Source organism: Microbispora sp. H10670, assembly GCF_014161385.1.
Taxonomy (GTDB): Bacteria; Actinomycetota; Actinomycetes; order Streptosporangiales; family Streptosporangiaceae; genus Microbispora; species Microbispora triticiradicis.
The window spans coordinates 220709-246935 of record NZ_JABBWW010000004.1 but is presented as its reverse complement, the minus strand read 5'-3'; the positions used below and the strand labels follow the sequence as shown (position 1 = coordinate 246935).

Below are 26227 nucleotides of genomic sequence, written 5' to 3'. Positions count from 1 at the left end.
GGCCGATGCGCGGCCCGGACCACGATCTCCTTAGGAGTATGAAGTGAAGCGCAGCAAGAGCTGGAAGAACGCGGCGGCCGAGGTCGACCGCGCGGCCCTGTACGCCCCGCTGGACGGTGTGCGGCTGGCCAAGAAGACCGCGACCACGAAGTTCGACGCCACCGTCGAGGTGGCCCTGCGGCTGGGCGTCGACCCGCGCAAGGCCGACCAGATGGTCCGCGGCACCGTCAACCTCCCGCACGGCACCGGCAAGACCGCCCGGGTCCTGGTCTTCGCGACCGGTGACCGTGCCGAGGAGGCCCGCGCGGCGGGCGCCGACATCGTCGGCTCCGACGAGCTGATCGACGAGGTGTCGAAGGGCCGTCTGGACTTCGACGCCGTCGTCGCGACGCCGGACATGATGGGCAAGGTCGGCCGCCTGGGCCGCGTGCTCGGCCCCCGTGGCCTCATGCCGAACCCCAAGACCGGCACCGTGACGCCCGCCGTGGCCAAGGCCGTGACGGACATCAAGGGCGGCAAGATCGAGTTCCGCGTCGACCGGCACGCGAACCTGCACTTCATCATCGGCAAGGCGTCCTTCGACGACCGCCAGCTGGTGGAGAACTACGCCGCCGCGCTGGACGAGGTGCTTCGTCTCAAGCCGTCGGCCGCCAAGGGCCGCTACCTCAAGAAGGTCACCTTCACCACGTCCATGGGCCCCGGCATCCCGGTCGACCCGAACGTGACGCGGGCGATGACCGCCGAGATCGACGCCTGACCGTTCCACGACGGCCGGACAGGCCGCCGAGCCTGACGGAAGCCCCCGCCCGAGACATCGGGCGGGGGCTTCTGTCTGTCCATGCGCATGTGGAGGTTTTGTGCACATGTCATGAGGGTTGCGACAGGCGCGACGCACGGAGGGCGTTAGGCGAATAGGGTCAAGGGCAGGTAAAGGGGGAACCCAGAAAGGGATGGAAAAATGCGACGACTACTAGTGGCCGCGGGGGCGGTTGCCGCGATCACGGTCGCGGGATGCGGGACGACCGCGACTCCGTCTCTCGAGAACGTCACGCTCTCGGCGTCCGAGGTCCTGCAGCAGAGCGCGCAGAAGGCCGACGACGTCAACACGTACGCCGCGGATCTCGTGGTCAACGTCACCGACGCCAAGGGTGCCCAGGCGGGGGTCGTGCAGGGCACGATGCTCTACCAGAAGAGCCCGCAGGTCGCCACGGACATCAACCTGAGCCAGGTGTCGTTCAACGGCCAGAACCTGCCCGGCGGCGTGCGGGTCATCGTCGACGGCGAAGTGGCGTACGTCAAGGTCGACATGCTCAAGAACCTGCTGGGCGCCACCAAGCCGTGGATCAGGCTCGACCTGAAGCAGCTCGGCTCGCAGGCGGGCGTGGACGTCGACCAGTACCTCGCCCAGGCCCGGCAGTTCGACCTGAAGACCAGCACCGCGCTGCTCACGGCGTCCAAGGACGTCAAGTCGGTGGGCAGCGAGCAGGTCGGCGGGGTGGACACGACCCACTACGCGGGCACGTTCCCGGTGGACGAGGCGGTCAAGCAGCTGTCCGACGACCAGCGCTCGCAGCTGCGCGGCGAGCTGGCCGGCGCCAAGGACGTCAAGTTCGACGCGTGGATCGACGCCCAGGGCCTGCCGCGGAAGGTCGAGCTGAACGGCGGCAAGCCGGACGCCGGCGCGTTCAAGGCCACGGCGATGTTCAAGTCGTTCAACGAGCCGGTCTCCATCAAGGCGCCGGCGGCCGACCAGGTGGGCGAGCTGCCGCAGCGCGCCACCGCCGATTTGCCGTCCTGACGGTTGACAACGTAGTCTGTCTCCTGCCGAAGACCGCCGGTCGTCACCGGGCGTGCAGCCCGATGACTGAAGGATCCACGTGAGTGGACGGCCCGCGTAGGTGTGGAGACGCTTGAGGACGTGTGATGTCCGCCCAAGCCCCGTGCGCCTGCGCCGGGGCTTGTCTGTTTTCCGAGGGCCTTCCGCCGGCGGCACATCTGGAAGGAGGCCCATGGCGAAGGCGGAGAAGAGCGTCGCGATCTCCGAGCTCAAGAGCGAGTTCGAGGGATCCAGCGCCGCCGTTCTGACCGAATACCGCGGTCTCACCGTCGCGCAGCTCAAGCAGCTGCGTGTTTCTCTCGGTGGGAATGCGAAGTTCGCCGTGGCGAAGAACACGCTGACCAAGATCGCGGCCAACAACGCCGGGATCACCGCTCTGGACGACCTGTTCCAGGGCCCGACCGCCATCGCGTTCGTCAAGGGCGACGTGGTGGAGGCGGCCAAGGGGCTGCGTGACTTCGCCAAGGCCAACCCCCTCCTGGTGATCAAGGGTGGCGTCGTCGACGGCAAGTCGATGACCCCCGACGAGATCACCAAGCTTGCCGACCTTGAGTCCCGTGAGGTGCTCCTCGCGAAGCTGGCCGGTGCGCTGAAGGCCAAGCAGTCCCAGGCTGCCGCCACCTTCGCCGCGCTGCCCACCACCATGGCTCGACTGGCCGAGGCTCTGCGCGCCAAGCGCGAAGAGGCCGGCGAGTAGGTCCGCGCAGCGGGCGGGGGAAGCGCGCACCGCGGTCCCCTTACACGTTTTCTGCTAGATCCACTGGAGGAACATCATGGCGAAGCTCAGCACCGACGAGCTGCTCGAGACCTTCAAGGAGATGACTCTCCTTGAGCTGTCCGACTTCGTGAAGGTCTTCGAGGAGACCTTCGACGTCAAGGCCGCCGCCCCGGTCGCCGTCGCCGCCGCCCCGGCCGCCGGTGGCGCCGGTGCCGCCGCCGAGGAGGCCGAGGAGCAGGACGAGTTCGACGTCATCCTCGAGGCCGCCGGCGACAAGAAGATCCAGGTCATCAAGGAGATCCGGGCCCTGACGAGCCTGGGCCTCAAGGAGGCCAAGGACCTCGTGGACGGCGCTCCGAAGCCCGTCTTCGACGGCAAGGTCAACAAGGAGCAGGCCGAGAAGGCGAAGGCCGCCCTGGAGGGCGCCGGCGCGACCGTCACGGTCAAGTAGTTCTCACGCTTCACCGAAGGGGCGGGTCCATCCAGGTGCCGGATGGGACCGCCCCTTTCGCGTGCCCGGACCCCTACGGAATCCAGACCCTATGGGCAGGGCGGGCCCGTTGATCTATGGTCGGGACGTAGGATCCGGCGCGACGTGATCAGGCCGAGACGGTCGGGTGCTGGGGGAGGTGGACGGGGATGCGGCGCGCGCTGACCGTCGGGCTCGTCCTCGTCGCGGTCGTGCTGGCCCTGGTGGTCCAGCGCCTCGCCGGGGCCCGTACGGAGGCCGAGGCGGCCGTGCAGGACCGGCAGATGGCGGTCCGGGCCGCCATGGCGCACGCCGTGAGCCTCATGACGATCGACCACCACCGCATCGACGACGACATCAAACGCGCGCTGGCCACCTCCACCGGCACGGAGAGGGCGCGCTACGCCGCGGGTCAGGCGGCCCTGAGGTCCGCCACGCTGAAGAACAAGGCCGTCCAGACGGGCGTCCTGCGGGCCTCCGCGCTCGCCTCCATCGCCGGGGACCGGCGTACGGCGCAGGTCCTGGTCGTCGCCGACGCGGTGATCCACTGGGAGGACGGCAGGAAGGCCGCGCCGGAGGAGCGCTTCTTCCGCTGGCGGATGGACGTGACCAAGGCGTCGGGTCTGTGGCTGGTCTCCCGGGCGGAGCTGGTGCAGTGAGGCGCCTGCTTCGGGCGCTGCCGGCGCTCGCCGCCGTGGGGCTGGCCGTCGCCGCCGTGTGGCTGCTGCTGGACCTGCGCCGTCTCCAGGCCGCCGACACGGCCGCCCGCGAGGCCCTCGCGGCCGCCCGGTCGTACGCCCCCGACATGCTGTCGTACGACTACCGTACGATCGACCGGGACATGGCGCGGGCGGGCGGCCACGCGACCGGGGAGCTGGCCGAGCACTACCGCACGCTCGCGGCGACGCTGGGCCCGGAGGCGCGGGAGCGGCGGACGGTCCAGCAGACCGTCGTGGCGGCCGCGGGCGTGGAGTCGGCGACGCCCGACGAGGTCCGCGTGCTGCTGTTCGTGAACATGGTCACGACACGGTCCGGCGGGGGCGAGGAAGAGCCGAAGCAGCAGGTCAGCCAGGGCAGGGCGCGTCTGGTGATGGTGACGCAGGGCGACGGCTGGCGGGCCTCCCGGCTGTCCACCCTTCTGGGGGACACGCCCGCCCCCTGAGCGCGTGGCTAAATTGTTAGCAAAGAAGGCGTTTGAGCCAGGGTTGTAGATGGGTATTCAAGGGCACGGCAGCGTAGACCCACGGTCAGCGTTGGGCCGTTCGCGTGACTGAGCGTTACCCGTCTCCGGTCCCGGGTAGGGACTGGATCCCCGGCGTTCGCTATGGTCCCGAGGGCGGGAAAACCCAGCGTGACCCCTGTCGGTTAGGCGAAATGTCGGCTCTCGGGCTTGACGTTTCGGCGCGGACGGGTGATGCTGCCAGCAACGTGGAGCGCAGAGCGAGAGCGGAGTGGACAGGTGTATGCCGATCGGCTACACTGCCCCTTTGCGCTGCCCTTTGACGACCGCTTCTCTGAGTAACCTCTGATCTTGGTCGTCTGGCGTGCGTGTAGTCAGTCCGCGAGCCCTCGGAAGGACATCTGTTGGCAGCCTCGCGCAACGCCTCCGCCGTACCCGCCGGTCCCCGTACCGTGTCATTCGCACGAATCGAGGAGCCGCTCGAAGTACCCGACCTTCTCGCCCTGCAGACCGAGTCGTTCGACTGGTTGCTCGGGAACGAGAGATGGAAGGGCCGGGTCGAGGCGGCTCGCCAGGCCGGGCGCAAGGACGTTCCGGCCCAATCAGGTCTCGAAGAGATCTTCGAGGAGATCAGTCCGATCGAGGACTTCTCCGGAACCATGTCCCTGTCGTTCCGGGATCACAGGTTCGAGCCACCCAAGTACTCCGTAGATGAGTGCAAAGACAAGGACATGACCTACTCCGCCCCGATGTTCGTCACGGCGGAGTTCATCAATAACACCACAGGTGAGATCAAGAGCCAGACGGTGTTCATGGGCGACTTCCCGCTCATGACCTCGAAGGGCACCTTCATCATCAACGGCACCGAGCGCGTGGTGGTCTCGCAGCTCGTCCGGTCGCCGGGTGTCTACTTCGACCGCTCTGTCGACAAGACCTCCGACAAGGACCTGTTCGGCTGCCGGGTGATCCCGTCGCGCGGCGCGTGGCTCGAGTTCGAGATCGACAAGCGGGACAGCGTCGGCGTGCGCATCGACCGCAAGCGCAAGCAGCCGGTCACCGTGCTGCTGAAGGCGCTGGGCTGGACCAGCGACCAGATTCTGGAGCGTTTCGGCCAGTACGAGTCGATGCGGGCCACCCTGGAGAAGGACCACACCTCCGGCCAGGACGACGCGCTGCTCGACATCTACCGGAAGCTGCGGCCGGGCGAGCCGCCGACCAAGGAGTCGGCGCAGGCGCTGCTGGAGAACCTGTACTTCAACCACAAGCGCTACGACCTCGCCAAGGTCGGCCGCTACAAGATCAACAAGAAGCTGGGCGTCGGCTCCGACATCACCCAGGGCACGCTGACCGACGAGGACATCGTCGCGACCATCGAGTACATCGTCCGGCTGCACGCCGGCGAGGAGACGATGGGCGAGAACGGGTCGGTCGTCGTCGAGACCGACGACATCGACCACTTCGGCAACCGCCGTCTGCGCACGGTGGGCGAGCTCATCCAGAACCAGGTCCGGCTGGGCCTGGCCCGCATGGAGCGCGTCGTCCGCGAGCGCATGACGACCCAGGACGTCGAGGCGATCACGCCGCAGACCCTGATCAACATCCGCCCGGTCGTGGCGTCGATCAAGGAGTTCTTCGGCACCTCCCAGCTGTCGCAGTTCATGGACCAGACCAACCCGCTGGCCGGCCTGACGCACAAGCGGCGTCTGTCGGCCCTCGGTCCCGGTGGTCTGTCCCGTGAGCGGGCCGGCTTCGAGGTCCGCGACGTGCACCCCTCGCACTACGGCCGCATGTGCCCGATCGAGACGCCGGAAGGCCCGAACATCGGTCTGATCGGCTCGCTGTCGTCCTTCGGGCGGGTCAACTCGTTCGGCTTCGTCGAGACGCCGTACCGCCGGGTGGTGGACGGCCGCGTCACCTACGAGATCGACTACCTCACCGCCGACGAGGAGGACCGGCACGTCGTCGCCCAGGCCAACACGGTCCTGAACGCCGACGGCAGCTTCGCCGAGTCCCGGGTGCTCGCCCGCCGCAAGGGCGGCGAGTTCGAGGCCGTCCACCCGTCCGAGGTGGACTACATGGACGTCTCGCCGCGCCAGATGGTGTCGGTCGCGACCGCCATGATCCCGTTCCTCGAGCACGACGACGCCAACCGCGCGCTCATGGGCTCGAACATGCAGCGCCAGTCGGTGCCCCTGCTGAAGAGCGAGGCCCCGCTGGTCGGCACCGGCATGGAGTACCGCGCCGCCACCGACGCCGGTGACGTCATCAGCGCCGAGAAGGCCGGTGTGGTCGAGGAGGTCTCCGCCGACTACGTCACCGTGATGAACGACGACGGCACCCGTACGACGTACCGGGTCGCGAAGTTCAAGCGGTCGAACCAGGGCACCTGCTTCAACCAGAAGCCGATCGTGGCCGAGGGCGACCGGGTCGAGCAGGGCCAGGTCATCGCGGACGGTCCGTGCACCGACAACGGCGAGATGGCGCTCGGCAAGAACCTGCTCGTGGCGTTCATGCCGTGGGAGGGCCACAACTACGAGGACGCGATCATCCTGTCCCAGCGCCTGGTGCAGGACGACGTGCTCTCCTCGATCCACATCGAGGAGCACGAGGTCGACGCCCGCGACACCAAGCTGGGCCCCGAGGAGATCACGCGGGACATCCCCAACGCCTCCGAGGACGCGCTTGCCGACCTCGACGAGCGGGGCATCATCCGCATCGGCGCCGAGGTGGTGACCGGCGACATCCTCGTCGGGAAGGTCACCCCCAAGGGTGAGACGGAGCTGACCCCCGAGGAGCGCCTGCTTCGCGCGATCTTCGGTGAGAAGGCCCGCGAGGTCCGCGACACCTCCCTGAAGGTGCCGCACGGCGAGTCCGGCAAGGTCATCGGCGTCCGGGTGTTCAGCCGCGAGGAGGGCGACGAGCTTCCTCCGGGCGTGAACGAGCTGGTCCGCGTGTACGTGGCGCAGAAGCGCAAGATCACCGACGGCGACAAGCTCGCCGGCCGCCACGGCAACAAGGGTGTCATCTCCAAGATCCTTCCGGTGGAGGACATGCCGTTCCTGGAGGACGGCACCCCTGTCGACATCGTCCTCAACCCGCTGGGCGTGCCCGGCCGGATGAACGTCGGCCAGGTGCTGGAGACCCATCTCGGGTGGATCGCCGCCCGCGGATGGGACGTCAGCGGCATCGAGGAGGCCTGGGCCGAGCGCCTGCGTGAGAAGGAGATGGACAGGGTCGAGCCCTGGACCAAGGTCGCCACGCCGGTCTTCGACGGCGCCCACGAGGAGGAGATCGTCGGCCTGCTCGACAGCACACTGCTCAACCGGGACGGCTCCCGCATGGTGGGGGAGAACGGCAAGGCCCGGCTGTTCGACGGCCGCTCCGGCGAGCCGTTCCCGCACCCGATCTCGGTCGGCTACATCTACATCCTCAAGCTGCTGCACCTGGTCGACGACAAGATCCACGCTCGCTCGACCGGCCCGTACTCGATGATCACCCAGCAGCCGCTGGGTGGTAAGGCGCAGTTCGGCGGCCAGCGCTTCGGCGAGATGGAGGTGTGGGCCCTCGAGGCCTACGGCGCGGCGTACGCCCTGCAGGAGCTGCTGACGATCAAGTCCGACGACGTCCTGGGCCGGGTGAAGGTCTACGAGGCCATCGTCAAGGGCGAGAACATCCCAGAGGCGGGCATTCCCGAGTCCTTCAAGGTTCTCATCAAGGAGATGCAGTCGCTCTGCCTGAACGTCGAGGTCCTTTCGAGCGACGGCATGTCGATCGAGATGAGGGACACCGACGAGGATGTCTTCCGCGCGGCAGAAGAGCTTGGCATCGACCTGTCCCGGCGTCCCCACGAGGGCGCGATGACCGTCGACGAGGTCTGATTCAAAAGGGGATTATCTAGTGCTCGACGTCAACTTCTTCGACGAGCTGCGCATCGGCCTCGCGACCGCCGACGACATCAGGCAGTGGTCGCACGGCGAGGTGAAGAAGCCGGAGACCATCAACTACCGCACCCTCAAGCCGGAAAAGGACGGGCTCTTCTGCGAGAAGATCTTCGGTCCGACCCGGGACTGGGAGTGCTACTGCGGTAAGTACAAGCGCGTCCGCTTCAAGGGCATCATCTGTGAGCGCTGTGGCGTCGAGGTCACGCGCGCCAAGGTGCGCCGTGAGCGGATGGGCCACATCGAGCTGGCCGCCCCGGTCACCCACATCTGGTACTTCAAGGGCGTCCCGTCGCGCCTCGGTTACCTGCTCGACCTGGCCCCGAAGGACCTGGAGAAGGTCATCTACTTCGCGGCCTACATGATCACGCATGTCGACAACGAGATGCGTGACCGCGACCTGCCGTCGCTGGAGGCGAAGATCTCCGTCGAGCGGCAGCACGTCGAGCAGCGCCGTGACGCCGACATCGAGGCCCGCCAGAAGAAGCTCGAGGCCGACCTGGCCGAGTTGGAGGCCTCCGGCGCCAAGGGCGACGCCCGCCGCAAGGTGCGCGAGGGCGCCGACCGTGAGATGCGCCAGCTCCGTGACCGGGCCCAGCGCGAGCTGGACCGGCTGGAGGAGGTCTGGAGCCGCTTCAAGAACCTCAAGGTCCAGGACCTGGAGGGCGACGAGCTGCTCTACCGCGAGATGCGCGACCGGTTCGGCCGCTACTTCCGCGGCGGCATGGGCGCCCAGGCCATCCAGGAGCGGCTGGGCGGCTTCGACCTGGAGGCCGAGGCGGAGAACCTGCGGGAGACCATCCGCAGCGGCAAGGGCCAGAAGAAGGCCCGCGCACTCAAGCGGCTCAAGGTCGTCGCGGCGTTCCTCAACACCCGCAACTCCCCGAGCGGCATGGTCCTCGACTGCATCCCGGTGATCCCGCCGGACCTGCGGCCGATGGTCCAGCTCGACGGTGGCCGCTTCGCCACCTCGGACCTGAACGACCTGTACCGCCGGGTCATCAACCGGAACAACCGGCTCAAGCGTCTGCTCGACCTCGGCGCGCCCGAGATCATCGTGAACAACGAGAAGCGGATGCTCCAGGAGGCCGTCGACGCCCTGTTCGACAACGGCCGCCGCGGCCGTCCGGTCACCGGCCCCGGCAACCGCCCGCTGAAGTCCCTGAGCGACATGCTGAAGGGCAAGCAGGGCCGTTTCCGGCAGAACCTGCTCGGCAAGCGCGTCGACTACTCCGGCCGTTCGGTCATCGTCGTCGGCCCGCAGCTCAGGCTGCACCAGTGCGGCCTGCCCAAGCAGATGGCGCTGGAGCTGTTCAAGCCGTTCGTGATGAAGCGCCTGGTCGATCTCAACCACGCGCAGAACATCAAGTCCGCCAAGCGGATGGTCGAGCGGTCCAAGCCGGTCGTGTGGGACGTGCTGGAAGAGGTCATCACCGAGCACCCGGTGCTGCTCAACCGCGCGCCCACACTGCACCGCCTGGGCATCCAGGCCTTCGAGCCGCAGCTGGTCGAGGGCAAGGCCATCCAGATCCACCCGCTCGTCTGCACCGCGTTCAACGCGGACTTCGACGGCGACCAGATGGCGGTGCACCTGCCGCTGTCGGCCGAGGCCCAGGCCGAGGCGCGGATCCTGATGCTGTCCACCAACAACATCCTCAAGCCGGCGGACGGCAAGCCGGTGACGATGCCCACCCAGGACATGGTCATCGGTCTGTACTGGCTGACCACCGAGAAGGAGGGCGGCCAGGGCGAGGGCCGGGTGTTCACCACCGTGTCGGAGGCCCTCATGGCCCACGACCGGCACGAGCTGGACATCCAGGCCAAGATCCAGGTGCGGCTCAAGGACGTCCCGCCGCCGCGCGGCTGGGAGGCCCCGGAGGGCTGGGAGGCCGGTGACGCGATCCGGCTGGAGACCACGCTGGGCCGGTGCCTGTTCAACCAGACGCTGCCCGCCAACTACCCCTTCGTGAACTACCAGGTCGGCAAGAAGCAGCTCTCGGCGATCGTCAACGAGCTGGCCGAGCGGTACCCGAAGGTGGACGTGGCCAACGCGCTCGACGCGCTCAAGGACGCCGGCTTCCACTGGGCGACCCGCGCCGGTGTCACGATCTCCATCGAGGACGTCGTGGCGCCGCCGAACAAGGCCGCCATCATGGAGTCGTACGAGCGGCGCGCCGACAAGGTCCAGCGGGAGTACGACCGTGGTCTGATCACCGACGAGGAGCGCCGTCAGGAGCTCATCGAGATCTGGACCCACGCGACGGCGGACGTCGAGACCGACATGGTCAACGCGTTCCCGGCGACCAACCCGGTCTGGATGATGGTCAACTCCGGTGCCCGCGGCAACCGCATGCAGGTGCGGCAGATCGCCGGCATCCGCGGCCTGGTGTCCAACACCAAGGGCGAGACGATCCCGCGGCCGATCAAGTCCTCCTTCCGCGAGGGCCTGTCGGTGCTGGAGTACTTCATCTCGACCCACGGCCAGCGGAAGGGTCTGGCGGACACCGCCCTGCGGACCGCCGACTCCGGCTACCTGACGCGTCGTCTCGTCGACGTCGCCCAGGACGTCATCGTGCGCGAGATCGACTGCGGCACCGACCGCGCCGTCCCGCTGCACGTGGGCGAGCGCGACTCCCAGGGCGCCCTGGTCAAGGCCGAGAACGCCGAGAGCAACGTGCACGGCCGCATCCTGGCCGAGGACGTCGAGGTGGACGGCAAGCTCGTCGCCGCGGCGGGCGTCGACATCAACGACGACACCGTCACCGCGCTGGTCAACGCCGGCATCGAGACGGTCCGGACCCGCAGCACGCTGGTCTGCGAGGCCAAGATCGGTGTCTGCGCGACCTGCTACGGCCGCTCGCTGGCCACCGGCAAGCTCGTGGACGTCGGCGAGGCCGTCGGCATCATCGCGGCCCAGTCGATCGGTGAGCCCGGCACCCAGCTGACCATGCGTACCTTCCACACCGGTGGTGTGGCGGGCGCGGACATCACCCATGGTCTGCCGCGTGTCCAGGAGCTCTTCGAGGCGCGCATCCCCAAGGGTGTCGCCCCGATCAGCGAGGTCGCGGGCCGGGTGCGGATCGACGAGACCGACAAGACCCGCAAGATCGTCATCACTCCGGACGACGGCTCCGAGGAGATCGCGTACCCGGTCTCGATGCGGTCGCGGCTGCTGGTCTCCGAGGGACAGCGCGTGGACGTCGGTCAGCTGCTGATCGCCGGTGCGCGCAACCCGAACGAGGTCCTGCGGATCCTCGGCCCGCGGGCCGTCCAGCTCCACCTCGTGGACGAGGTGCAGCAGGTCTACCGCTCGCAGGGTGTGTCGATCCACGACAAGCACATCGAGGTCATCGTCCGGCAGATGCTCAAGCGCGTGAACGTGCTCGAGTCGGGCGACACCGAGCTGCTGCCCGGCGAGCTGGTCGAGCGGCCGCGCTTCGAGGCGATGAACCGGCAGACCGTGGCGGAGGGTGGCCAGCCGGCCTCCGGCCGTCCGGTCCTGATGGGCATCACCAAGGCCTCGCTGGCCACCGAGTCCTGGCTGTCGGCGGCGTCCTTCCAGGAGACGACGCGAGTCCTCACCGACGCGGCGATCCACGCCAAGTCGGACTCGCTGCTCGGCCTCAAGGAGAACGTCATCATCGGTAAGCTCATCCCGGCCGGTACGGGCATGCCCCAGTACCGCAACATCCGGGTGGAGCCCACCGAGGAGGCCAAGGCCGCGATGTACACGGTCGGCGGCTACGACGGCTCCGCCGCGGACTACACCTTCGGCTCCGGCAGCGGCGAGGCCGTCCCGCTGGAGGAGTACGACTTCGGCCAGTACGGCCGCTGAGTCCCGGACGGCTGAGTCCCGAACGCCGAACCGCCCGGAGAGCACCCGCTCTCCGGGCGGTTCTGTGTTTCCCGCTTCGCTCGTCGGGGCGCTCACGTCCCCTCCGGCTTGGTCGGGGTTTTCCGTTGGAGCCGTGTGGGGTAGGGCGGAAATGGCGAGGGGAGGGGTGGTGGGCGAGTACACTCTTCCCGAGCCCTCTGGCTGTCTGCCACCCGGCAGGCGGCGGGAACCATGACACGGACCCGACGATCCGGCGGCGGTCGTTTTGACGACTTGCGAACCGCTGGGTAGTCTTTTCCTTCGTGCCCATGGGTTCGTGGGCTCGCATGCGTGCGCTTGACAGCCGTTCTCCCATGTGGGAGGCGGGCGGGGGCGCCGTGTGAATCCTCCAGATCGACCGGGTCTGTCCGGGTGTGGGGCGCGCAGAGCGCGACACGCCCGAGCGCGTGGGTCGGCGGGGATGAAAAATCCGCAGGTCATGACACCGGCAGCACCTGCAAACCCGTGAGGGGCGGCATCGCCAGGATCGGGACGACGTATCACCGGCTAGGCACGAAACGGAGACGCGGTGCCCACCATTCAGCAGTTGGTCCGCAAGGGCCGGCAGGACAAGGTCAGCAAGACCAAGACTCCTGCCCTCAAGGGGAGCCCGCAGCGGCGCGGCGTTTGCACCCGCGTTTACACGACCACCCCCAAGAAGCCCAACTCGGCGCTGCGCAAGGTGGCCCGTGTTCGGCTCACCAACGGCATCGAGGTCACGGCTTACATCCCTGGGGTGGGTCACAACCTCCAGGAGCACTCGATGGTGCTCGTGCGTGGTGGTCGTGTGAAGGACCTGCCGGGTGTTCGCTACAAGATCATCCGTGGTTCGCTGGACACCCAGGCCGTCCGCAACCGCAAGCAGGCCCGCAGCCGTTACGGCGCGAAGAAGGAGAAGAGCTGACATGCCGCGCAAGGGTTCCCCTGGCCGCCGCCAGCTGGTCGCTGACCCGGTGCACAACTCGCCGCTGGTCACCGCGCTCATCAACAAGGTTCTCCTGGACGGCAAGCGCTCCCTCGCGCAGTCGATCGTCTACGGCGCCCTCGAGGGCTGCAAGGACAAGACCGGCAACGACCCGGTCGTCACCCTGAAGCGCGCTCTCGACAACGTCCGGCCGACGCTCGAGGTGAAGAGCCGCCGCGTCGGTGGCGCCACCTACCAGGTGCCCGTCGAGGTGAAGGCCTCGCGCAGCACCACGCTGGCCCTGCGGTGGCTCGTCCAGTACTCCCGGGCGCGCCGCGAGAAGACCATGACCGAGCGGCTCATGAACGAGCTTCTCGACGCGAGCAACGGCCTCGGCGCCAGCGTCAAGCGGCGCGAGGACACGCACAAGATGGCCGAGTCCAACAAGGCCTTCGCCCACTACCGCTGGTAGTGAGCACCGACGACGAGTTAAGGACGCGAAGAAGTGGCCACCACGACCGCTCTTGACCTGGCCAGGGTCCGCAACATCGGGATCATGGCCCATATCGACGCGGGCAAGACCACGACGACTGAGCGCATCCTGTTCTACACCGGCATCAACTACAAGATCGGTGAAGTCCATGAGGGCGCTGCCACCATGGACTGGATGGAGCAGGAGCAGGAGCGCGGCATCACCATCACCTCCGCCGCGACCACCTGCAGCTGGCTTGATCACACGATCAACATCATCGACACGCCCGGACACGTGGACTTCACCATCGAGGTCGAGCGGTCGCTGCGTGTTCTCGACGGCGCGGTCGCGGTGTTCGACGGCGTCGCCGGCGTGGAGCCGCAGTCCGAGACGGTGTGGCGTCAGGCCGACCGCTACGGTGTGCCCCGCATCTGCTTCGTGAACAAGATGGACCGGGTCGGTGCGGAGTTCCACCGCTGCGTCGACATGATGATCAGCCGGCTGGGCTCCAGCCCGGCGGTCATCCAGCTTCCCTGGGGCGTCGAGGCCGACTTCAAGGGCGTCATCGACCTGGTGAAGATGAAGGGCCTGCTCTGGAGCGCCGAGGCGGCCAAGGGCGAGATGTACGACACCGTCGACATCCCGGCCGACCACGCCGACGCGGCCCGCGAGTGGCGCGACAAGCTGGTCGAGACGGTCGCCGAGAACGACGACGAGCTCATGGAGCTCTTCCTGGAGGGCGTCGAGCCCACCGAGGAGCAGCTCGTCGCGGCCATCCGCCGGGCGACGGTCGCCGGCGCGATCAACCCGGTCCTGTGTGGCACCGCGTTCAAGAACAAGGGCGTGCAGCCCCTGCTCGACGCGATCGTCGCCTACCTCCCCGCCCCCACCGACATCCCGGCCTTCAAGGGCCACGCGGTGGGCAAGGAGGAGGAGATCGTCGAGCGTCACGCGGACCCGAACGAGCCCTTCGCGGCGCTGGCGTTCAAGATCATGAGCGACCCGCACCTGGGCAAGCTCACCTACATCCGCGTCTACTCCGGAACGCTCGAGACCGGCACCACCGTGGTGAACTCGGTCAAGGGCAAGAAGGAGCGGATCGGCAAGATCTACCAGATGCACGCGAACAAGCGCGAGGAGCGCCCGTCCGCGACCGCTGGTCAGATCGTGGCCGTCATGGGCCTGAAGGACACCACCACCGGCGACACTCTGTCGGACCCGGTCAAGCAGGTCGTCCTCGAGTCGATGACGTTCCCCGCGCCGGTCATCAACGTCGCGATCGAGCCCAAGACCAAGGGCGACCAGGAGAAGCTGGGCACCGCGATCCAGCGGCTGGCCGAGGAGGACCCGTCCTTCCAGGTCCGCCGGGACGAGGAGACCGGCCAGACGGTCATCTGGGGTATGGGCGAGCTCCACCTGGAGATCCTCGTCGACCGGATGCGCCGCGAGTTCAAGGTCGAGGCGAACGTCGGCCGCCCGCAGGTCGCCTACCGCGAGACCATCCGCCGCAAGGTGGAGAAGGTCGAGTACACGCACAAGAAGCAGACCGGTGGTTCCGGCCAATTCGCTCGCGTGATCATCAACCTGGAGCCGCTGGGCGAGGGCAACGACGGCTACGAGTTCGAGAACAAGGTCACCGGTGGCCGCATCCCGCGGGAGTACATCCCGTCGGTGGACGCGGGCGCGCAGGAGGCGGCCGAGTTCGGCGTGCTCGCCGGCTACCCGATGGTCGGCGTGAAGGTCACGCTCCAGGACGGCGCCTTCCACGAGGTCGACTCGTCGGAAATGGCGTTCAAGATTGCCGGCTCGATGGCCTTCAAGGAGGCCGCGCGCAAGGCGGACGCTGTACTCCTCGAGCCGATGATGGCCGTCGAGGTCACCACGCCCGAGGACTACATGGGAGACGTCATCGGCGACCTCAACGGTCGTCGCGGACAGATCCAGGCGATGGACGAACGGTCCGGCGCCCGTGTCATCAAGGCGCTTGTGCCGCTGTCTGAGATGTTCGGCTACGTGGGCGACCTGCGCAGCCGCACCCAGGGGCGGGCGAGCTACAGCATGCAGTTCGACTCCTACTCGGAGGTGCCCCCGGGCATCGCCAAGGAGATCGTCGCGAAGGCTCGGGGCGAATAGTTCCGCTCGGTGCACGGCGGGGGGAGCGATCCCTCCGCCGCGCACAGCCTGAGTTGCAGGACGCAAGTCAAGTCAGAATCTCTAAGGAGACAGACCAGTGGCCAAGGCCAAGTTCGAGCGGAACAAGCCGCACGTGAACATCGGCACCATTGGGCACATCGACCACGGCAAGACCACTCTGACCGCGGCGATCACCAAGGTGCTTCACGACCGTTTTCCGCAGCTCAACGAGGCGACCCCGTTCGACAAGATCGACAAGGCGCCCGAGGAGAAGGCCCGCGGAATCACCATCTCCATCGCGCACGTCGAGTACCAGACCGAGAAGCGCCACTACGCCCACGTGGACTGCCCCGGTCACGCCGACTACGTGAAGAACATGATCACCGGTGCCGCCCAGATGGACGGCGCGATCCTGGTGGTCGCCGCGACCGACGGCCCGATGCCGCAGACGAAGGAGCACGTCCTCCTGGCCCGCCAGGTCGGCGTTCCCTACATCGTCGTGGCCCTCAACAAGGCCGACATGGTCGACGACGAGGAGATCCTGGAGCTCGTCGAGCTCGAGGTCCGCGAGCTGCTGTCCGCCCAGGAGTTCCCGGGCGACGACCTGCCGGTCGTGCGCGTGTCCGCTCTCAAGGCCCTCGAGGGCGACGAGAAGTGGGGCGACTCCATCATCGAGCTCATGAACGCCGTGGACGAGAACGTCCCCGAGCCGGTTCGTGACACCGACAAGCCGTTCCTCATGCCGATCGAGGACGTGTTCTCGATCACCGGTCGCGGCACCGTCGTCACCGGTCGTATCGAGCGCGGTGTCGTCAAGGTCAACGAGACCGTCGACATCATCGGCATCAAGGAGAAGAGCACCACGACCACCGTCACCGGTGTCGAGATGTTCCGCAAGCTCCTCGACGAGGGCCAGGCCGGTGACAACGTCGGTCTGCTCCTCCGTGGCATCAAGCGCGAGGACGTCGAGCGCGGCCAGTGTGTCATCAAGCCGGGCACGACGACCCCGCACACCGAGTTCGAGGCGCAGGTCTACATCCTGTCCAAGGACGAGGGCGGCCGCCACACGCCGTTCTTCAACAACTACCGGCCGCAGTTCTACTTCCGTACCACGGACGTGACCGGTGTCGTGAACCTGCCGGAGGGCACCGAGATGGTCATGCCCGGTGACAACACCGAGATGACCGTCCAGCTCATCCAGCCGATCGCGATGGAGGAGGGCCTCAAGTTCGCGATCCGCGAGGGTGGCCGCACCGTCGGCGCCGGCCGTGTGACGAAGATCATCAAGTAGTAGCACCGCTGGGTGGCGGTCGGGCCCGTGAGGGCCTGACCGCCGCACCACGAGGGGCCGGAAACGGCTCCCCACGGACGACGAGACCGTGATCTCGCAGTGCTTTCGGCCGCACTTCGACCGAAGCCACTGCCAGATCACGGAACACCGGACAAATTCCGGGGCGTCGGTCGCGTGGAAACGACCTGCGGCACCAGGCCGCGTGAAGCTTTATAGGACGACAGCGAAGGACACCGAGGCCATTATGGCGGGACAGAAGATCCGCATCCGGCTCAAGGCGTATGACCACGAGGTCATCGACAGCTCGGCCAAGAAGATCGTCGAGACGGTGACGCGGACCGGCGCCAAGGTCGCTGGCCCGGTGCCGCTGCCGACCGAGAAGAACGTGTACTGCGTCATCCGGTCGCCGCACAAGTACAAGGACAGCCGCGAGCACTTTGAGATGCGTACGCACAAGCGGCTGATTGACATCATCGACCCGACGCCGAAGACGGTCGACTCGCTCATGCGTCTCGACCTTCCCGCCGGTGTCGACATCTCGATCAAGCTCTAAGGAACGCACTGACATGGCTAAGCAGATCAAGGGCGTCCTGGGCAAGAAGCTCGGCATGACCCAGGTCTTCGACGAGACGAACCGGGTGATCCCGGTCACCGTCGTCGAGGCCGGTCCGTGCGTGGTGACCCGGGTCCGCACTCCGGAGAAGGACGGCTACTCCGCCGTCCAGCTCGGCTACGGGCAGATCGACCCTCGTAAGGTCAACAAGCCCCTGGGCGACTACCTCCGCAAGCACGACATCACGCCGCGCCGCTACTTCGCCGAGGTCCGCACCGACGACGCCTCCGAGTACACGCTCGGCCAGGAGATCCTCGCCGACGCCTTCGAGGCCGGGCAGTACGTCGACGTCACCGGCAAGAGCAAGGGCAAGGGCTTCGCCGGTGTCATGAAGCGCCACAACTTCCGCGGTCTCGGCGCCTCGCACGGTACCCAGCGCAAGCACCGCTCCCCGGGTTCCATCGGCGGATGCGCCACCCCGGGCCGCGTCTTCAAGGGCCTGCGCATGGCCGGCCGGATGGGCAACGTGCGCACGACGGTCCAGAGCCTCAAGGTGCACGCCGTGGACGCCGAGAAGGGCCTCATCCTGATCAAGGGTGCGATCCCCGGCGCCAACGGCAGCCTGGTTCTCCTCCGCACCGCCGCCAAGAAGGGGGTTGCTGCCAAGTGACCACGACCATCGACGTCCTCGACGCCAGCGGCGCCAAGGCGGGGACCGTCGACCTCCCTGAGGAGGTCTTCGGCGCCAAGGTCAACGTCCCGCTGATCCACCAGGTGGTCGTCGCCCAGCTCGCCGCGCGCCGGCAGGGCACCCACGCCACCAAGACCCGCGGCAACGTCTCCGGCGGCGGCAAGAAGCCGTACCGGCAGAAGGGCACCGGCCGCGCGCGCCAGGGTTCGACCCGCGCTCCGCAGTTCGCCGGTGGCGGCGTCGTCCACGGCCCGCAGCCGCGCTCGTACGAGCAGCGGACGCCCAAGAAGATGAAGGCGGCGGCCCTGAAGGGCGCGCTGTCCGACCGCGCCGGCGGCGGCCGCGTCCACGTGGTGAGCGGTCTGGTCACGGGTGACACGCCCGGGACCCGCGCCGCCCTGGAGGCGCTGCGGAAGATCACGCAGGCCCGCAGCGTTCTCGTCGTGGTCGACGAGAACGACGAGCTCACCTGGCTCAGCCTGCGCAACGCCCCCGAGGTCCACCTGCTGGACTCGGGGCAGCTCAACACCTACGACGTACTCTGCCACGACGACGTGGTCTTCACCCGTGAGGCCTACGACCAGGTCGTGGCGCGTCTGGCGAACAGCGGGAAGGAAGAGGCCTGATGCAGAAGATCGCCGACCCGCGTGACATCATCCTCAAGCCGATCGTCTCCGAGAAGAGCTACGGCCTGATCGATGAGCACAACAAGTACACGTTCCTGGTGCGCAAGGGTGCCAACAAGACGCAGGTGAAGATCGCCGTCGAGCAGATCTTCGGCGTCAAGGTGACCGGCGTGAACACGATCAACCGCCAGGGCAAGCGCAAGCGGACCAAGTACGGCTACGGCCAGCGCCCGACCACCAAGCGGGCGATCGTGAGCCTGGCCGAGGGCGAGCGGATCGACATCTTCGGTCAGATCGGCTAGCACCTGCCGCAGCGGGGAGAGGGGCCCCTCGCCACCGTGCGAGGGACCGGCCCCGGGAAAGAGAGCACCGGGGGGACCGCCGTGAGGCGGACCCCGACCGGTACGAACCGACGAAGGATGAACGAAAAAGATGGGCATCCGTAAGTACAAGCCGACGACTCCGGGTCGGCGCGGCGCGAGCGTCTCGGACTTCGCCGAGATCACGCGCAGCACGCCGGAGAAGTCGCTGCTTGCCCCACTGCACAGCAAGGGCGGCCGCAACGTCCACGGCCGGGTGACCGCCCGGCACCAGGGAGGCGGGCACAAGCGCGCCTACCGGATCATCGACTTCCGCCGCCACGACAAGGACGGGATCCCGGCCAAGGTCGCGCACATCGAGTACGACCCGAACCGCACCTCCCGCATCGCGCTGCTGCACTACGCCGACGGCGAGAAGCGCTACATCCTCGCCCCGGCCGGCCTCAAGCAGGGTGACCAGGTCGAGAACGGCCCCACGGCCGACATCAAGCCGGGCAACTGCCTGCCGCTGCGCAACATCCCGACCGGTACCTTCATCCACGCGGTGGAGCTTCGCCCCGGTGGCGGCGCCAAGCTCGGTCGCAGCGCCGGCGCGCAGATCCAGCTGCTCGCCAAGGAGGGCATGTACGCCACGCTGCGTATGCCGTCCGGAGAAATGCGCCAGGTCGACGTGCGGTGCCGGGCCTCGGTGGGCCAGGTGGGCAACGCCGAGCAGTCCAACATCAACATCGGTAAGGCCGGCCGCAACCGCTGGAAGGGCAAGCGCCCCACGGTCCGCGGTGTCGCCATGAACCCGGTCGACCACCCGCACGGTGGTGGTGAGGGCAAGACCTCCGGTGGTCGCCACCCGGTGAACCCGAAGGGCAAGCCCGAGGGCCGCACGCGCCAGCCGAATAAGCCGAGCGACCGGCTGATCATCCGTCGTCGGAGCAAGAGGAAGAAGCGGTAGGAGCAGCCGATATGCCACGTAGTCTTAAGAAGGGTCCCTTCGTGGACGACCACCTGCAGAAGAAGGTGGACGCCCAGAACGAGAAGGGCACCAAGAACGTCATCAAGACGTGGTCGCGGCGCTCCATGATCGTGCCCGACATGATCGGCCACACGATCGCCGTGCACGACGGCCGTAAGCACGTCCCGGTGTTCGTCACCGACTCGATGATCGGTCACAAGCTCGGTGAGTTCGCCCCCACGCGGACGTTCCGCAGCCACGTCAAGGAAGACCGCCGCAGCCGGCGGTAAGCGCCTTCAAGCCAGCAGTTAGAGGAGAAAGCGATGGAAGCCAGGGCACAGGCGCGGTTCGCGCGCCACACGCCCCGGAAGGCCCGCCGTGTGGTGGACCTCATTCGCGGGCTGCCCGCTTCGGAGGCGCAGGCCGTGCTGCAGTTCGCTCCCCAGTCGGCGAGCGAGACCGTTTACAAGGTGCTCTCGAGCGCGATCGCGAACGCTGAGCACAATTTCAAGCTCGACCGGGAGACGCTCTTCGTGAGCCGCGCGTGGGTCGACGAGGGGCCGACCCTCAAGCGTTTCCGCCCGCGCGCCCAGGGTCGTGCCTATCGGATCAACAAGCGGACCAGCCACATCACCGTGATCGTGGAGTCCCGCGAGCCGAAGGGAAGGACCCGCTAGTGGGCCAGAAGGTTAACCCGCACGGGTTCCGCCTCGGCATCACGACCGACTTCAAGAGCCGGTGGTACGCCGACAAGCTGTACAAGTCGTACGTCGCCGAGGACGTGGCGATCCGTCGCATGCTGCAGAAGGGCATGGAGCGGGCCGGCATCTCCAAGGTCGAGATCGAGCGTACGACCGACCGCGTCCAGGTCGACATCCACACCGCCCGGCCGGGCATCGTCATCGGCCGCCGCGGCGCGGAGGCCGACCGCATCCGCGGCGACCTGGAGAAGCTGACCAAGAAGCAGGTCCAGCTGAACATCCTCGAGGTGAAGAACCCCGAGATCGACGCACAGCTCGTCGCGCAGGGCGTGGCCGAGCAGCTGTCCAGCCGCGTCTCGTTCCGCCGGGCCATGCGCAAGGCCATGCAGTCCGCCATGAAGAGCGGCGCCAAGGGCATCCGGGTGCAGTGCGCCGGCCGTCTGGGCGGCGCCGAGATGTCGCGCTCGGAGTTCTACCGCGAGGGCCGCGTGCCCCTGCACACGCTCCGCGCGGACGTCGACTACGGCTTCTACGAGGCCCGTACCACCTTCGGCCGGATCGGCGTGAAGGTGTGGATCTACAAGGGCGAGGCTCCGACCAGCCGTTCCGAGCGGGAGGCGGCCGCGGCCGGCGCCCGTGCGGGCCAGCGTCGTGAGCGCGACGACCGTCGTGGTGGCGCGGGCGACCGTCCCCGTCGCGGTGGCGGCGACCGTCCTCGTCGTGGCGGTGCCGGTCGTCCCGACCGCGCACCCAGGACCGAGGCGGCCGCGCAGGCCGCCCCCGAGACCGGCCCGGCGGAGCAGCCGGGTGCTGAAGGGAGCTGACCATGCTGATCCCGCGCAGGGTCAAGCACCGTAAGCAGCACCGGCCCGACCGCAGCGGCGCCGCCAAGGGCGGCACCAGGGTCGTCTTCGGCGAGTTCGGCATCCAGGCGCTTGAGCACAGCTATGTGACCAACCGCCAGATCGAGGCCGCTCGTATCGCCATGACCCGGCACATCCGCCGTGGCGGCAAGGTGTGGATCAACATCTTCCCGGACCGCCCCCTCACGAAGAAGCCGGCCGAGACCCGCATGGGTTCCGGTAAGGGCTCTCCGGAGTGGTGGATCGCCAATGTCAAGCCCGGCCGTGTCATGTTCGAGCTCTCCGGCGTCGCCGAGCCCGTGGCCCGCGAGGCCATGCGGCGCGCGATGCACAAGCTCCCCATGAAGTGCCGTTTCGTCAAGCGTGAAGTGGGTGAGGCGTGATGGCTAAGGGTCTGACCGCCGCGGAGCTGCGTGTCGAGGACCAGGAGGTCCTGGTCCAGAAGCTGAAGGAAGCCAAGGAGGAGCTGTTCAACCTCCGCTTCCAGTCGGCGACGGGGCAGTTGGAGAGCCACGGGCGGCTGCGCGCCGTCCGCCGCGAGATCGCCCGTATCTACACCGTGATGCGCGAGCGCGAGCTCGGCATCGTCACGGTCGAGAAGGAGCCGAGCGATGTCTGAAGCAACCGAGACCCAGACCACCGACGCGAGCACCGACGCCACCGTGGCGCGGAACTACCGCAAGACCCGTGAGGGCCTGGTCGTCAGCGACAAGATGGACAAGACCGTCGTCGTCGCCGTCGAGGACCGCGTCAAGCACCCGCTGTACGGCAAGGTCATCCGTCGGACGACCAAGTACAAGGCCCACGACGAGCAGAATGTCTGCGGCGTCGGCGACCGCGTCCTCCTGATGGAGACCCGGCCGCTGTCCGCCACCAAGCGGTGGCGGGTCGTGGAGATCCTCGAGAAGGCCAAGTAACACACACAGACGCGCCTCGTGGGGGGTGGGAGACCACCCCCCACGACGGTGTCCAAGGGGCGGGGCCGTCCATCGGCCCGGTCCGCCCGCGGCGGCGGTCACAGGCTGTCGCCGGGGGAAAAAGACCACATCGGGTTCGGCCAGGCTCACCACAGGGTGAGAACCGGCACGACACACAGGAGTAGACGTGATCCAGCAGGAGTCGCGGCTCAAGGTCGCCGACAACACGGGTGCTAAGGAGATTCTCTGCATCCGCGTGCTCGGCGGCTCGGGTCGGCGCTACGCGGGAATCGGCGACATCATCGTGGGCACGGTGAAGGACGCCATTCCCGGCGGAGGCGTTAAGAAAGGCGACGTTGTCAAGGCTGTCGTGGTGCGCACCGTGAAGGAGCGCCGCCGCCCCGACGGCTCCTACATCCGCTTCGACGAGAACGCCGCGGTCATCATCAAGGACAGCGGCGACCCGCGGGGCACCCGCATCTTCGGCCCGGTGGGCCGTGAACTGCGCGACAAGAAGTTCATGCGCATCATCTCGCTCGCGCCGGAGGTGCTGTGATGCCGAAGCTGCACGTGAAGAAGGGCGACCTCGTCCAGGTCATCGCCGGCAAGGACAAGGGCGCCAAGGGCCGGATCATCGCCGCGTACCCCGACAGGGAGCGCGTGGTGGTCGAGGGCGTCAACATGATCAAGAAGCACTCCAAGGTCACCAACCAGGGACCGCGCGGCGCCAAGGAAGGCGGCGTGCAGACCATGGAGGCTCCCATCCACGTGAGCAACGTCAAGAAGCTCAAGGATGACGAGAAGAAGCCCGAGAAGAAGGCCGCCGCGAAGGGCGACGCCGAGGCGACGGGTGAGGACAGCTGATGACCGCCACGACTACCGCGTCTACTGAGACCGGGCGCACCGTTCCGCGCCTCAAGCAGCGCTACCGCGAAGAGATCATCGCGAAGCTGCGCGAGGAGTTCGGCATCGAGAACATCATGCTGGTGCCCACGATCACCAAGATCAAGGTGAACATGGGCGTCGGCGAGGCCGCTCGCGACTCGAAGCTCATCGAGGGCGCCGTGCGCGACCTGACCGCGATCACCGGCCAGAAGCCGGCCGTCGCCCGCGCCCGCAAGTCCATCGCGCAGTTCAAGCTGCGCGAGGGCATGCCGATCGGCGCGCACGTCACGCTGCGCGGCGACCGCATGTGGGAGTTCCTCGACCGTCTGCTGTCCCTGGCGCTGCCGCGTATCCGGGACTTCCGGGGCCTGTCGCCGAAGCAGTTCGACGGCAACGGCAACTACACCTTCGGTCTCACGGAGCAGGTCATGTTCCACGAGGTCGACCAGGACAAGGTGGACCGGCAGCGGGGCATGGACATCACGGTCGTGACCACCGCGAAGAACGACGAGCAGGGCCGGGCGCTGCTGAAGCTCCTCGGTTTCCCCTTCAAGGAGGCCTGATCATGGCGAAGACGTCGCTGAAGGTCAAGGCAGCGCGCAAGCAGAAGTTCGAGGTCCGGGCGTACACTCGGTGTTCGCGCTGCGGCCGTCCCCGCGCTGTCTACCGCAAGTTCGGGCTCTGCCGCGTGTGCTTCCGCGAGATGGCGCACCGGGGCGAGCTGCCCGGCATCACCAAGTCCAGCTGGTAAGCCCTCGCGGGCCAGCCGTACAGAAGTCTTATCAACCGGGCGCTGACCACAGCGCCCACGACCGCACCGAAGGTCCCATCGGGGAAACCGCGGTGAGGAAGGCCACCGGCCATGACGATGACCGACCCGATCGCAGACATGCTGACGCGTCTGCGGAACGCGAACTCGGCCTATCACGACACCGTGAGCATGCCTTACTCGAAGATCAAGGCACACATCGCGGAGATCCTCCAGCAGGAGGGCTACATCCAGGGCTGGAGCGTCGAGGACGCGAAGGTTGGCAAGAACCTCGTGATGGAGCTGAAGTTCGGCCCCACCCGCGAGCGCTCCATCGCCGGCCTGCGCCGGGTGTCGAAGCCCGGTCTGCGGGTCTACGCAAAGAAGGACAACCTGCCCCGCGTTCTGGGCGGTCTGGGCGTCGCGATCATCTCGACGTCCGGCGGTCTCATGACGGACCGGCAGGCGAGCAAGCGTGGAGTGGGCGGGGAAGTCCTCGCCTACGTCTGGTAACGAGGGGAGGAACCCAGCATGTCGCGAATCGGACGGCTGCCCATCCCCGTACCGGCGGGTGTCGACATCACGATCGACGGCCGGGCGGTCCAGGTCAAGGGACCCAAGGGCACGCTCACGCACACGGTCGCCGAGCCCATCGAGGTCTCGCGCGGTGAGGACGGCAACATCGCCGTCTCCCGCCCGAACGACGAGAACCGGGTCCGGGCGCTGCACGGTCTGTCCCGCACGCTCATCGCCAACATGGTGGCGGGCGTCACGCAGGGCTACACGAAGACGCTGGAGATCGTCGGCGTCGGTTATCGCGTCGCGGCCAAGGGCCCGACGCAGCTGGAGTTCTCGCTTGGCTTCAGCCACCCGGTGATCATCGACGCTCCCGAGGGCGTCACCTTCCGCGTCGAGAGGCCGACCCTGTTCCACGTGGACGGCATCGACAAGCAGAAGGTCGGCGAGGTCGCCGCCAACATCAGGAAGCTGCGCAAGCCGGACCCGTACAAGGGCAAGGGCGTGCGCTACCAGGGCGAGGTTGTCCGCCGCAAGGTCGGAAAGGCTGGTAAGTAGGCATGGCTGGAAAGACTGCGTTCGGCAAGCACACGGCCGCCCGCACGGTCTCCCGGGCCCGCCGTCACAACCGCGTCCGCAAGAACGTGTTCGGCACCACCGAGCGTCCGCGTCTGGTCGTCAACCGGTCCACGCGTCACCTGTTCGTGCAGATCGTCGACGACACCCAGGGCCACACGCTGGTGAGCGCGTCCACCATGGACGTCTCGCTGCGCGGGTCCGAGGGTGACAAGACCGAGAAGGCGAAGAAGGTCGGCGAGCTTCTCGCTCAGCGGGCCAAGAGCGCCGGGATCACCGCCGTCGTGTTCGACCGTGGTGGCAACCGCTACGCGGGGCGCATCGCCGCTCTCGCGGACAGCGCCCGTGAAGGCGGGCTGGAGTTCTGATGGCTCCGGTCCGGAGGCCGCGACCGGCGGCCCGTCCCAAGAGCAACGAGAAGAGGAACCACTGATGGCTGCAGCTCCGCGTCGCGGTGCCGGCGGCGGTGGCGAGCGGCGTGACCGTCGTGATGACCGCCGCGGTGGCGCCGCAGACAAGGGCGTCTCGTACATCGAGCGCGTCGTAAAGATCAACCGTGTGGCCAAGGTCGTCCAGGGCGGCCGGCGCTTCAGCTTCACCGCGCTGGTCATCGTCGGCGACGGCAACGGCCTCGTCGGGGTCGGCTACGGCAAGGCCAAGGAGGTGCCCGCGGCGATCGCCAAGGGCGTCGAGGAGGCCAAGAAGCACTTCTTCAAGGTCCCGCGGATCCAGGGCACGATCCCGCACCCGGTGCAGGGCGAGGACGCCGCCGGCGTCGTCCTCCTGCGTCCGGCCTCGCCCGGTACGGGTGTCATCGCGGGTGGTCCGGTGCGCGCGGTCCTGGAGTGCGCCGGGATCCACGACGTGCTGTCCAAGTCGCTCGGCTCGGACAACCCGATCAACATCGTGCACGCCACCGTGGCGGCTCTGAAGGGCCTCAGCAGGCCCGAGGAGATCGCCGCCCGCCGTGGCCTGCCGATCGAGGACGTCGCTCCCAAGGCGATGCTCAAGGCCCGCGCGGAGGGTCTCGCCGAGGCCGCGGCGGCCGCCAAGGCGGTGAGCTGAC

General features: G+C 67.7%; 31 protein-coding genes. All 31 read left to right on the top strand.

Going from position 1 to position 26227, the window contains the following annotated elements:
• The first annotated feature begins 43 nt into the window (after positions 1 to 43).
• The 31 genes from rplA (at position 44) to rpsE (ending at position 26226) form a co-directional block, all read left to right on the top strand.
• Positions 44 to 757, top strand: coding sequence for a 50S ribosomal protein L1 (gene rplA / locus HHX33_RS08510; protein WP_111699920.1), 714 nt, complete (start codon positions 44 to 46; stop codon positions 755 to 757).
• 201 nt (positions 758 to 958) lie between these two features.
• Positions 959 to 1798 carry an LppX_LprAFG lipoprotein gene (locus HHX33_RS08505; RefSeq protein ID WP_182874090.1) on the top strand — a complete coding sequence of 280 codons (840 nt, stop codon included), beginning with the start codon at positions 959 to 961 and terminating at the stop codon, positions 1796 to 1798.
• 211 nt (positions 1799 to 2009) lie between these two features.
• Positions 2010 to 2534 carry a 50S ribosomal protein L10 gene (gene rplJ / locus HHX33_RS08500; RefSeq protein WP_111699918.1) on the top strand — a complete coding sequence of 175 codons (525 nt, stop codon included), beginning with the start codon at positions 2010 to 2012 and terminating at the stop codon, positions 2532 to 2534.
• Positions 2535 to 2610: 76 nt separating this feature from the next.
• Positions 2611 to 3006 (top strand): 50S ribosomal protein L7/L12, encoded by a 396-nt coding sequence (gene rplL, locus HHX33_RS08495; RefSeq protein WP_111699917.1) that lies wholly within the window; start codon positions 2611 to 2613, stop codon positions 3004 to 3006.
• Between the two features lie 188 nt (positions 3007 to 3194).
• Entirely contained in the window at positions 3195 to 3683 is a 489-nt protein-coding gene (locus HHX33_RS08490) for a hypothetical protein (RefSeq protein WP_111699916.1), read from the top strand.
• A complete protein-coding gene (locus HHX33_RS08485) occupies positions 3680 to 4186 on the top strand; it encodes a hypothetical protein (RefSeq protein ID WP_310737948.1) in 507 nt (168 codons plus the stop codon). The genes HHX33_RS08490 and HHX33_RS08485 overlap by 4 nt, the downstream gene beginning before the upstream one ends.
• Positions 4187 to 4608: 422 nt before the next feature.
• Complete coding sequence (rpoB, locus tag HHX33_RS08480) at positions 4609 to 8082, top strand: DNA-directed RNA polymerase subunit beta (protein ID WP_182874089.1); 3474 nt, start codon at positions 4609 to 4611, stop codon at positions 8080 to 8082.
• Between the two features lie 19 nt (positions 8083 to 8101).
• Entirely contained in the window at positions 8102 to 11977 is a 3876-nt protein-coding gene (locus HHX33_RS08475; RefSeq protein WP_182874088.1) for a DNA-directed RNA polymerase subunit beta', read from the top strand.
• A gap of 568 nt (positions 11978 to 12545) precedes the next feature.
• Positions 12546 to 12920 carry a 30S ribosomal protein S12 gene (gene rpsL / locus HHX33_RS08470; RefSeq protein ID WP_030508316.1) on the top strand — a complete coding sequence of 125 codons (375 nt, stop codon included), beginning with the start codon at positions 12546 to 12548 and terminating at the stop codon, positions 12918 to 12920.
• A 1-nt stretch (position 12921) separates the two neighbouring features.
• Positions 12922 to 13392, top strand: a complete 471-nt coding sequence (gene rpsG / locus HHX33_RS08465; protein ID WP_030508317.1) for a 30S ribosomal protein S7 — start codon at positions 12922 to 12924, stop codon at positions 13390 to 13392.
• A gap of 84 nt (positions 13393 to 13476) precedes the next feature.
• Entirely contained in the window at positions 13477 to 15525 is a 2049-nt protein-coding gene (fusA, locus tag HHX33_RS08460) for an elongation factor G (protein WP_220498784.1), read from the top strand.
• Between the two features lie 97 nt (positions 15526 to 15622).
• Positions 15623 to 16816, top strand: coding sequence for an elongation factor Tu (gene tuf / locus HHX33_RS08455; RefSeq protein WP_036328531.1), 1194 nt, complete (start codon positions 15623 to 15625; stop codon positions 16814 to 16816).
• A 244-nt stretch (positions 16817 to 17060) separates the two neighbouring features.
• Complete coding sequence (rpsJ, locus tag HHX33_RS08450) at positions 17061 to 17369, top strand: 30S ribosomal protein S10 (protein ID WP_012887830.1); 309 nt, start codon at positions 17061 to 17063, stop codon at positions 17367 to 17369.
• Positions 17370 to 17382: 13 nt separating this feature from the next.
• Positions 17383 to 18039, top strand: a complete 657-nt coding sequence (rplC, locus tag HHX33_RS08445; RefSeq protein WP_111699911.1) for a 50S ribosomal protein L3 — start codon at positions 17383 to 17385, stop codon at positions 18037 to 18039.
• Positions 18036 to 18686, top strand: a complete 651-nt coding sequence (gene rplD / locus HHX33_RS08440; RefSeq protein WP_111699910.1) for a 50S ribosomal protein L4 — start codon at positions 18036 to 18038, stop codon at positions 18684 to 18686. Before rplC ends, rplD begins: the two co-directional genes overlap by 4 nt.
• The gene (rplW, locus tag HHX33_RS08435) at positions 18686 to 18988 is read left to right on the top strand and encodes a 50S ribosomal protein L23 (RefSeq protein ID WP_111699909.1); all 303 of its coding nucleotides are present in this window, start codon (positions 18686 to 18688) and stop codon (positions 18986 to 18988) included. Before rplD ends, rplW begins: the two co-directional genes overlap by 1 nt.
• 130 nt (positions 18989 to 19118) lie before the next feature.
• Positions 19119 to 19955, top strand: a complete 837-nt coding sequence (gene rplB / locus HHX33_RS08430; RefSeq protein WP_111699908.1) for a 50S ribosomal protein L2 — start codon at positions 19119 to 19121, stop codon at positions 19953 to 19955.
• 11 nt (positions 19956 to 19966) lie between these two features.
• Positions 19967 to 20245 (top strand): 30S ribosomal protein S19, encoded by a 279-nt coding sequence (rpsS, locus tag HHX33_RS08425; RefSeq protein WP_055506384.1) that lies wholly within the window; start codon positions 19967 to 19969, stop codon positions 20243 to 20245.
• A 33-nt stretch (positions 20246 to 20278) separates the two neighbouring features.
• Positions 20279 to 20632 carry a 50S ribosomal protein L22 gene (gene rplV, locus HHX33_RS08420; RefSeq protein ID WP_111699907.1) on the top strand — a complete coding sequence of 118 codons (354 nt, stop codon included), beginning with the start codon at positions 20279 to 20281 and terminating at the stop codon, positions 20630 to 20632.
• Complete coding sequence (gene rpsC / locus HHX33_RS08415; protein WP_111699906.1) at positions 20632 to 21480, top strand: 30S ribosomal protein S3; 849 nt, start codon at positions 20632 to 20634, stop codon at positions 21478 to 21480. The genes rplV and rpsC overlap by 1 nt, the downstream gene beginning before the upstream one ends.
• A gap of 2 nt (positions 21481 to 21482) precedes the next feature.
• Positions 21483 to 21902: a 50S ribosomal protein L16 gene (rplP, locus tag HHX33_RS08410; protein WP_030508327.1), complete on the top strand. Its 420-nt coding sequence runs from the start codon at positions 21483 to 21485 to the stop codon at positions 21900 to 21902.
• On the top strand, positions 21902 to 22138 hold the full coding sequence (gene rpmC / locus HHX33_RS08405) for a 50S ribosomal protein L29 (RefSeq protein WP_030508328.1): 237 nt from the start codon (positions 21902 to 21904) through the stop codon (positions 22136 to 22138). Before rplP ends, rpmC begins: the two co-directional genes overlap by 1 nt.
• The gene (gene rpsQ, locus HHX33_RS08400; RefSeq protein ID WP_111699905.1) at positions 22131 to 22436 is read left to right on the top strand and encodes a 30S ribosomal protein S17; all 306 of its coding nucleotides are present in this window, start codon (positions 22131 to 22133) and stop codon (positions 22434 to 22436) included. The genes rpmC and rpsQ overlap by 8 nt, the downstream gene beginning before the upstream one ends.
• A gap of 187 nt (positions 22437 to 22623) precedes the next feature.
• Positions 22624 to 22992 (top strand): 50S ribosomal protein L14, encoded by a 369-nt coding sequence (gene rplN / locus HHX33_RS08395; RefSeq protein ID WP_030508330.1) that lies wholly within the window; start codon positions 22624 to 22626, stop codon positions 22990 to 22992.
• 8 nt (positions 22993 to 23000) lie between these two features.
• Positions 23001 to 23300, top strand: a complete 300-nt coding sequence (rplX, locus tag HHX33_RS08390) for a 50S ribosomal protein L24 (protein ID WP_133305957.1) — start codon at positions 23001 to 23003, stop codon at positions 23298 to 23300.
• Positions 23300 to 23884, top strand: coding sequence for a 50S ribosomal protein L5 (rplE, locus tag HHX33_RS08385; protein WP_182874086.1), 585 nt, complete (start codon positions 23300 to 23302; stop codon positions 23882 to 23884). The genes rplX and rplE overlap by 1 nt, the downstream gene beginning before the upstream one ends.
• 2 nt (positions 23885 to 23886) lie before the next feature.
• Positions 23887 to 24072 (top strand): type Z 30S ribosomal protein S14, encoded by a 186-nt coding sequence (locus HHX33_RS08380; protein WP_030451489.1) that lies wholly within the window; start codon positions 23887 to 23889, stop codon positions 24070 to 24072.
• Between the two features lie 111 nt (positions 24073 to 24183).
• Positions 24184 to 24582: a 30S ribosomal protein S8 gene (gene rpsH, locus HHX33_RS08375; RefSeq protein ID WP_111699902.1), complete on the top strand. Its 399-nt coding sequence runs from the start codon at positions 24184 to 24186 to the stop codon at positions 24580 to 24582.
• 18 nt (positions 24583 to 24600) lie between these two features.
• The gene (rplF, locus tag HHX33_RS08370; protein WP_111699901.1) at positions 24601 to 25143 is read left to right on the top strand and encodes a 50S ribosomal protein L6; all 543 of its coding nucleotides are present in this window, start codon (positions 24601 to 24603) and stop codon (positions 25141 to 25143) included.
• A gap of 2 nt (positions 25144 to 25145) precedes the next feature.
• Positions 25146 to 25529: a 50S ribosomal protein L18 gene (gene rplR / locus HHX33_RS08365; RefSeq protein WP_111699900.1), complete on the top strand. Its 384-nt coding sequence runs from the start codon at positions 25146 to 25148 to the stop codon at positions 25527 to 25529.
• Between the two features lie 64 nt (positions 25530 to 25593).
• Positions 25594 to 26226 carry a 30S ribosomal protein S5 gene (gene rpsE, locus HHX33_RS08360; protein ID WP_030508336.1) on the top strand — a complete coding sequence of 211 codons (633 nt, stop codon included), beginning with the start codon at positions 25594 to 25596 and terminating at the stop codon, positions 26224 to 26226.
• Position 26227 lies beyond the last annotated feature (1 nt).

Bases quoted from the DNA above. Each gene is read 5' to 3' on its own strand.
- rplW (WP_111699909.1), top strand. From the start codon at position 18,686: ATGCAGAAGATCGCCGACCCGCGTGACATCATCCTCAAGCCGATCGTC.
- rpsH (WP_111699902.1), top strand. From the start codon at position 24,184: ATGACGATGACCGACCCGATCGCAGACATGCTGACGCGTCTGCGGAAC.
- rplF (WP_111699901.1), top strand. From the start codon at position 24,601: ATGTCGCGAATCGGACGGCTGCCCATCCCCGTACCGGCGGGTGTCGAC.
- rpmC (WP_030508328.1), top strand. From the start codon at position 21,902: ATGGCTAAGGGTCTGACCGCCGCGGAGCTGCGTGTCGAGGACCAGGAG.
- HHX33_RS08505 (WP_182874090.1), top strand. From the start codon at position 959: ATGCGACGACTACTAGTGGCCGCGGGGGCGGTTGCCGCGATCACGGTC.
- rplE (WP_182874086.1), top strand. From the start codon at position 23,300: ATGACCGCCACGACTACCGCGTCTACTGAGACCGGGCGCACCGTTCCG.
- rplP (WP_030508327.1), top strand. From the start codon at position 21,483: ATGCTGATCCCGCGCAGGGTCAAGCACCGTAAGCAGCACCGGCCCGAC.
- rplB (WP_111699908.1), top strand. From the start codon at position 19,119: ATGGGCATCCGTAAGTACAAGCCGACGACTCCGGGTCGGCGCGGCGCG.
- rpsS (WP_055506384.1), top strand. From the start codon at position 19,967: ATGCCACGTAGTCTTAAGAAGGGTCCCTTCGTGGACGACCACCTGCAG.
- fusA (WP_220498784.1), top strand. From the start codon at position 13,477: ATGGCCCATATCGACGCGGGCAAGACCACGACGACTGAGCGCATCCTG.
- rpsJ (WP_012887830.1), top strand. From the start codon at position 17,061: ATGGCGGGACAGAAGATCCGCATCCGGCTCAAGGCGTATGACCACGAG.
- rpsE (WP_030508336.1), top strand. From the start codon at position 25,594: ATGGCTGCAGCTCCGCGTCGCGGTGCCGGCGGCGGTGGCGAGCGGCGT.
- rpsG (WP_030508317.1), top strand. From the start codon at position 12,922: ATGCCGCGCAAGGGTTCCCCTGGCCGCCGCCAGCTGGTCGCTGACCCG.
- rplC (WP_111699911.1), top strand. From the start codon at position 17,383: ATGGCTAAGCAGATCAAGGGCGTCCTGGGCAAGAAGCTCGGCATGACC.
- HHX33_RS08380 (WP_030451489.1), top strand. From the start codon at position 23,887: ATGGCGAAGACGTCGCTGAAGGTCAAGGCAGCGCGCAAGCAGAAGTTC.
- HHX33_RS08490 (WP_111699916.1), top strand. From the start codon at position 3,195: ATGCGGCGCGCGCTGACCGTCGGGCTCGTCCTCGTCGCGGTCGTGCTG.
- rpsQ (WP_111699905.1), top strand. From the start codon at position 22,131: ATGTCTGAAGCAACCGAGACCCAGACCACCGACGCGAGCACCGACGCC.
- rplL (WP_111699917.1), top strand. From the start codon at position 2,611: ATGGCGAAGCTCAGCACCGACGAGCTGCTCGAGACCTTCAAGGAGATG.
- rplV (WP_111699907.1), top strand. From the start codon at position 20,279: ATGGAAGCCAGGGCACAGGCGCGGTTCGCGCGCCACACGCCCCGGAAG.
- rplJ (WP_111699918.1), top strand. From the start codon at position 2,010: ATGGCGAAGGCGGAGAAGAGCGTCGCGATCTCCGAGCTCAAGAGCGAG.
- rplR (WP_111699900.1), top strand. From the start codon at position 25,146: ATGGCTGGAAAGACTGCGTTCGGCAAGCACACGGCCGCCCGCACGGTC.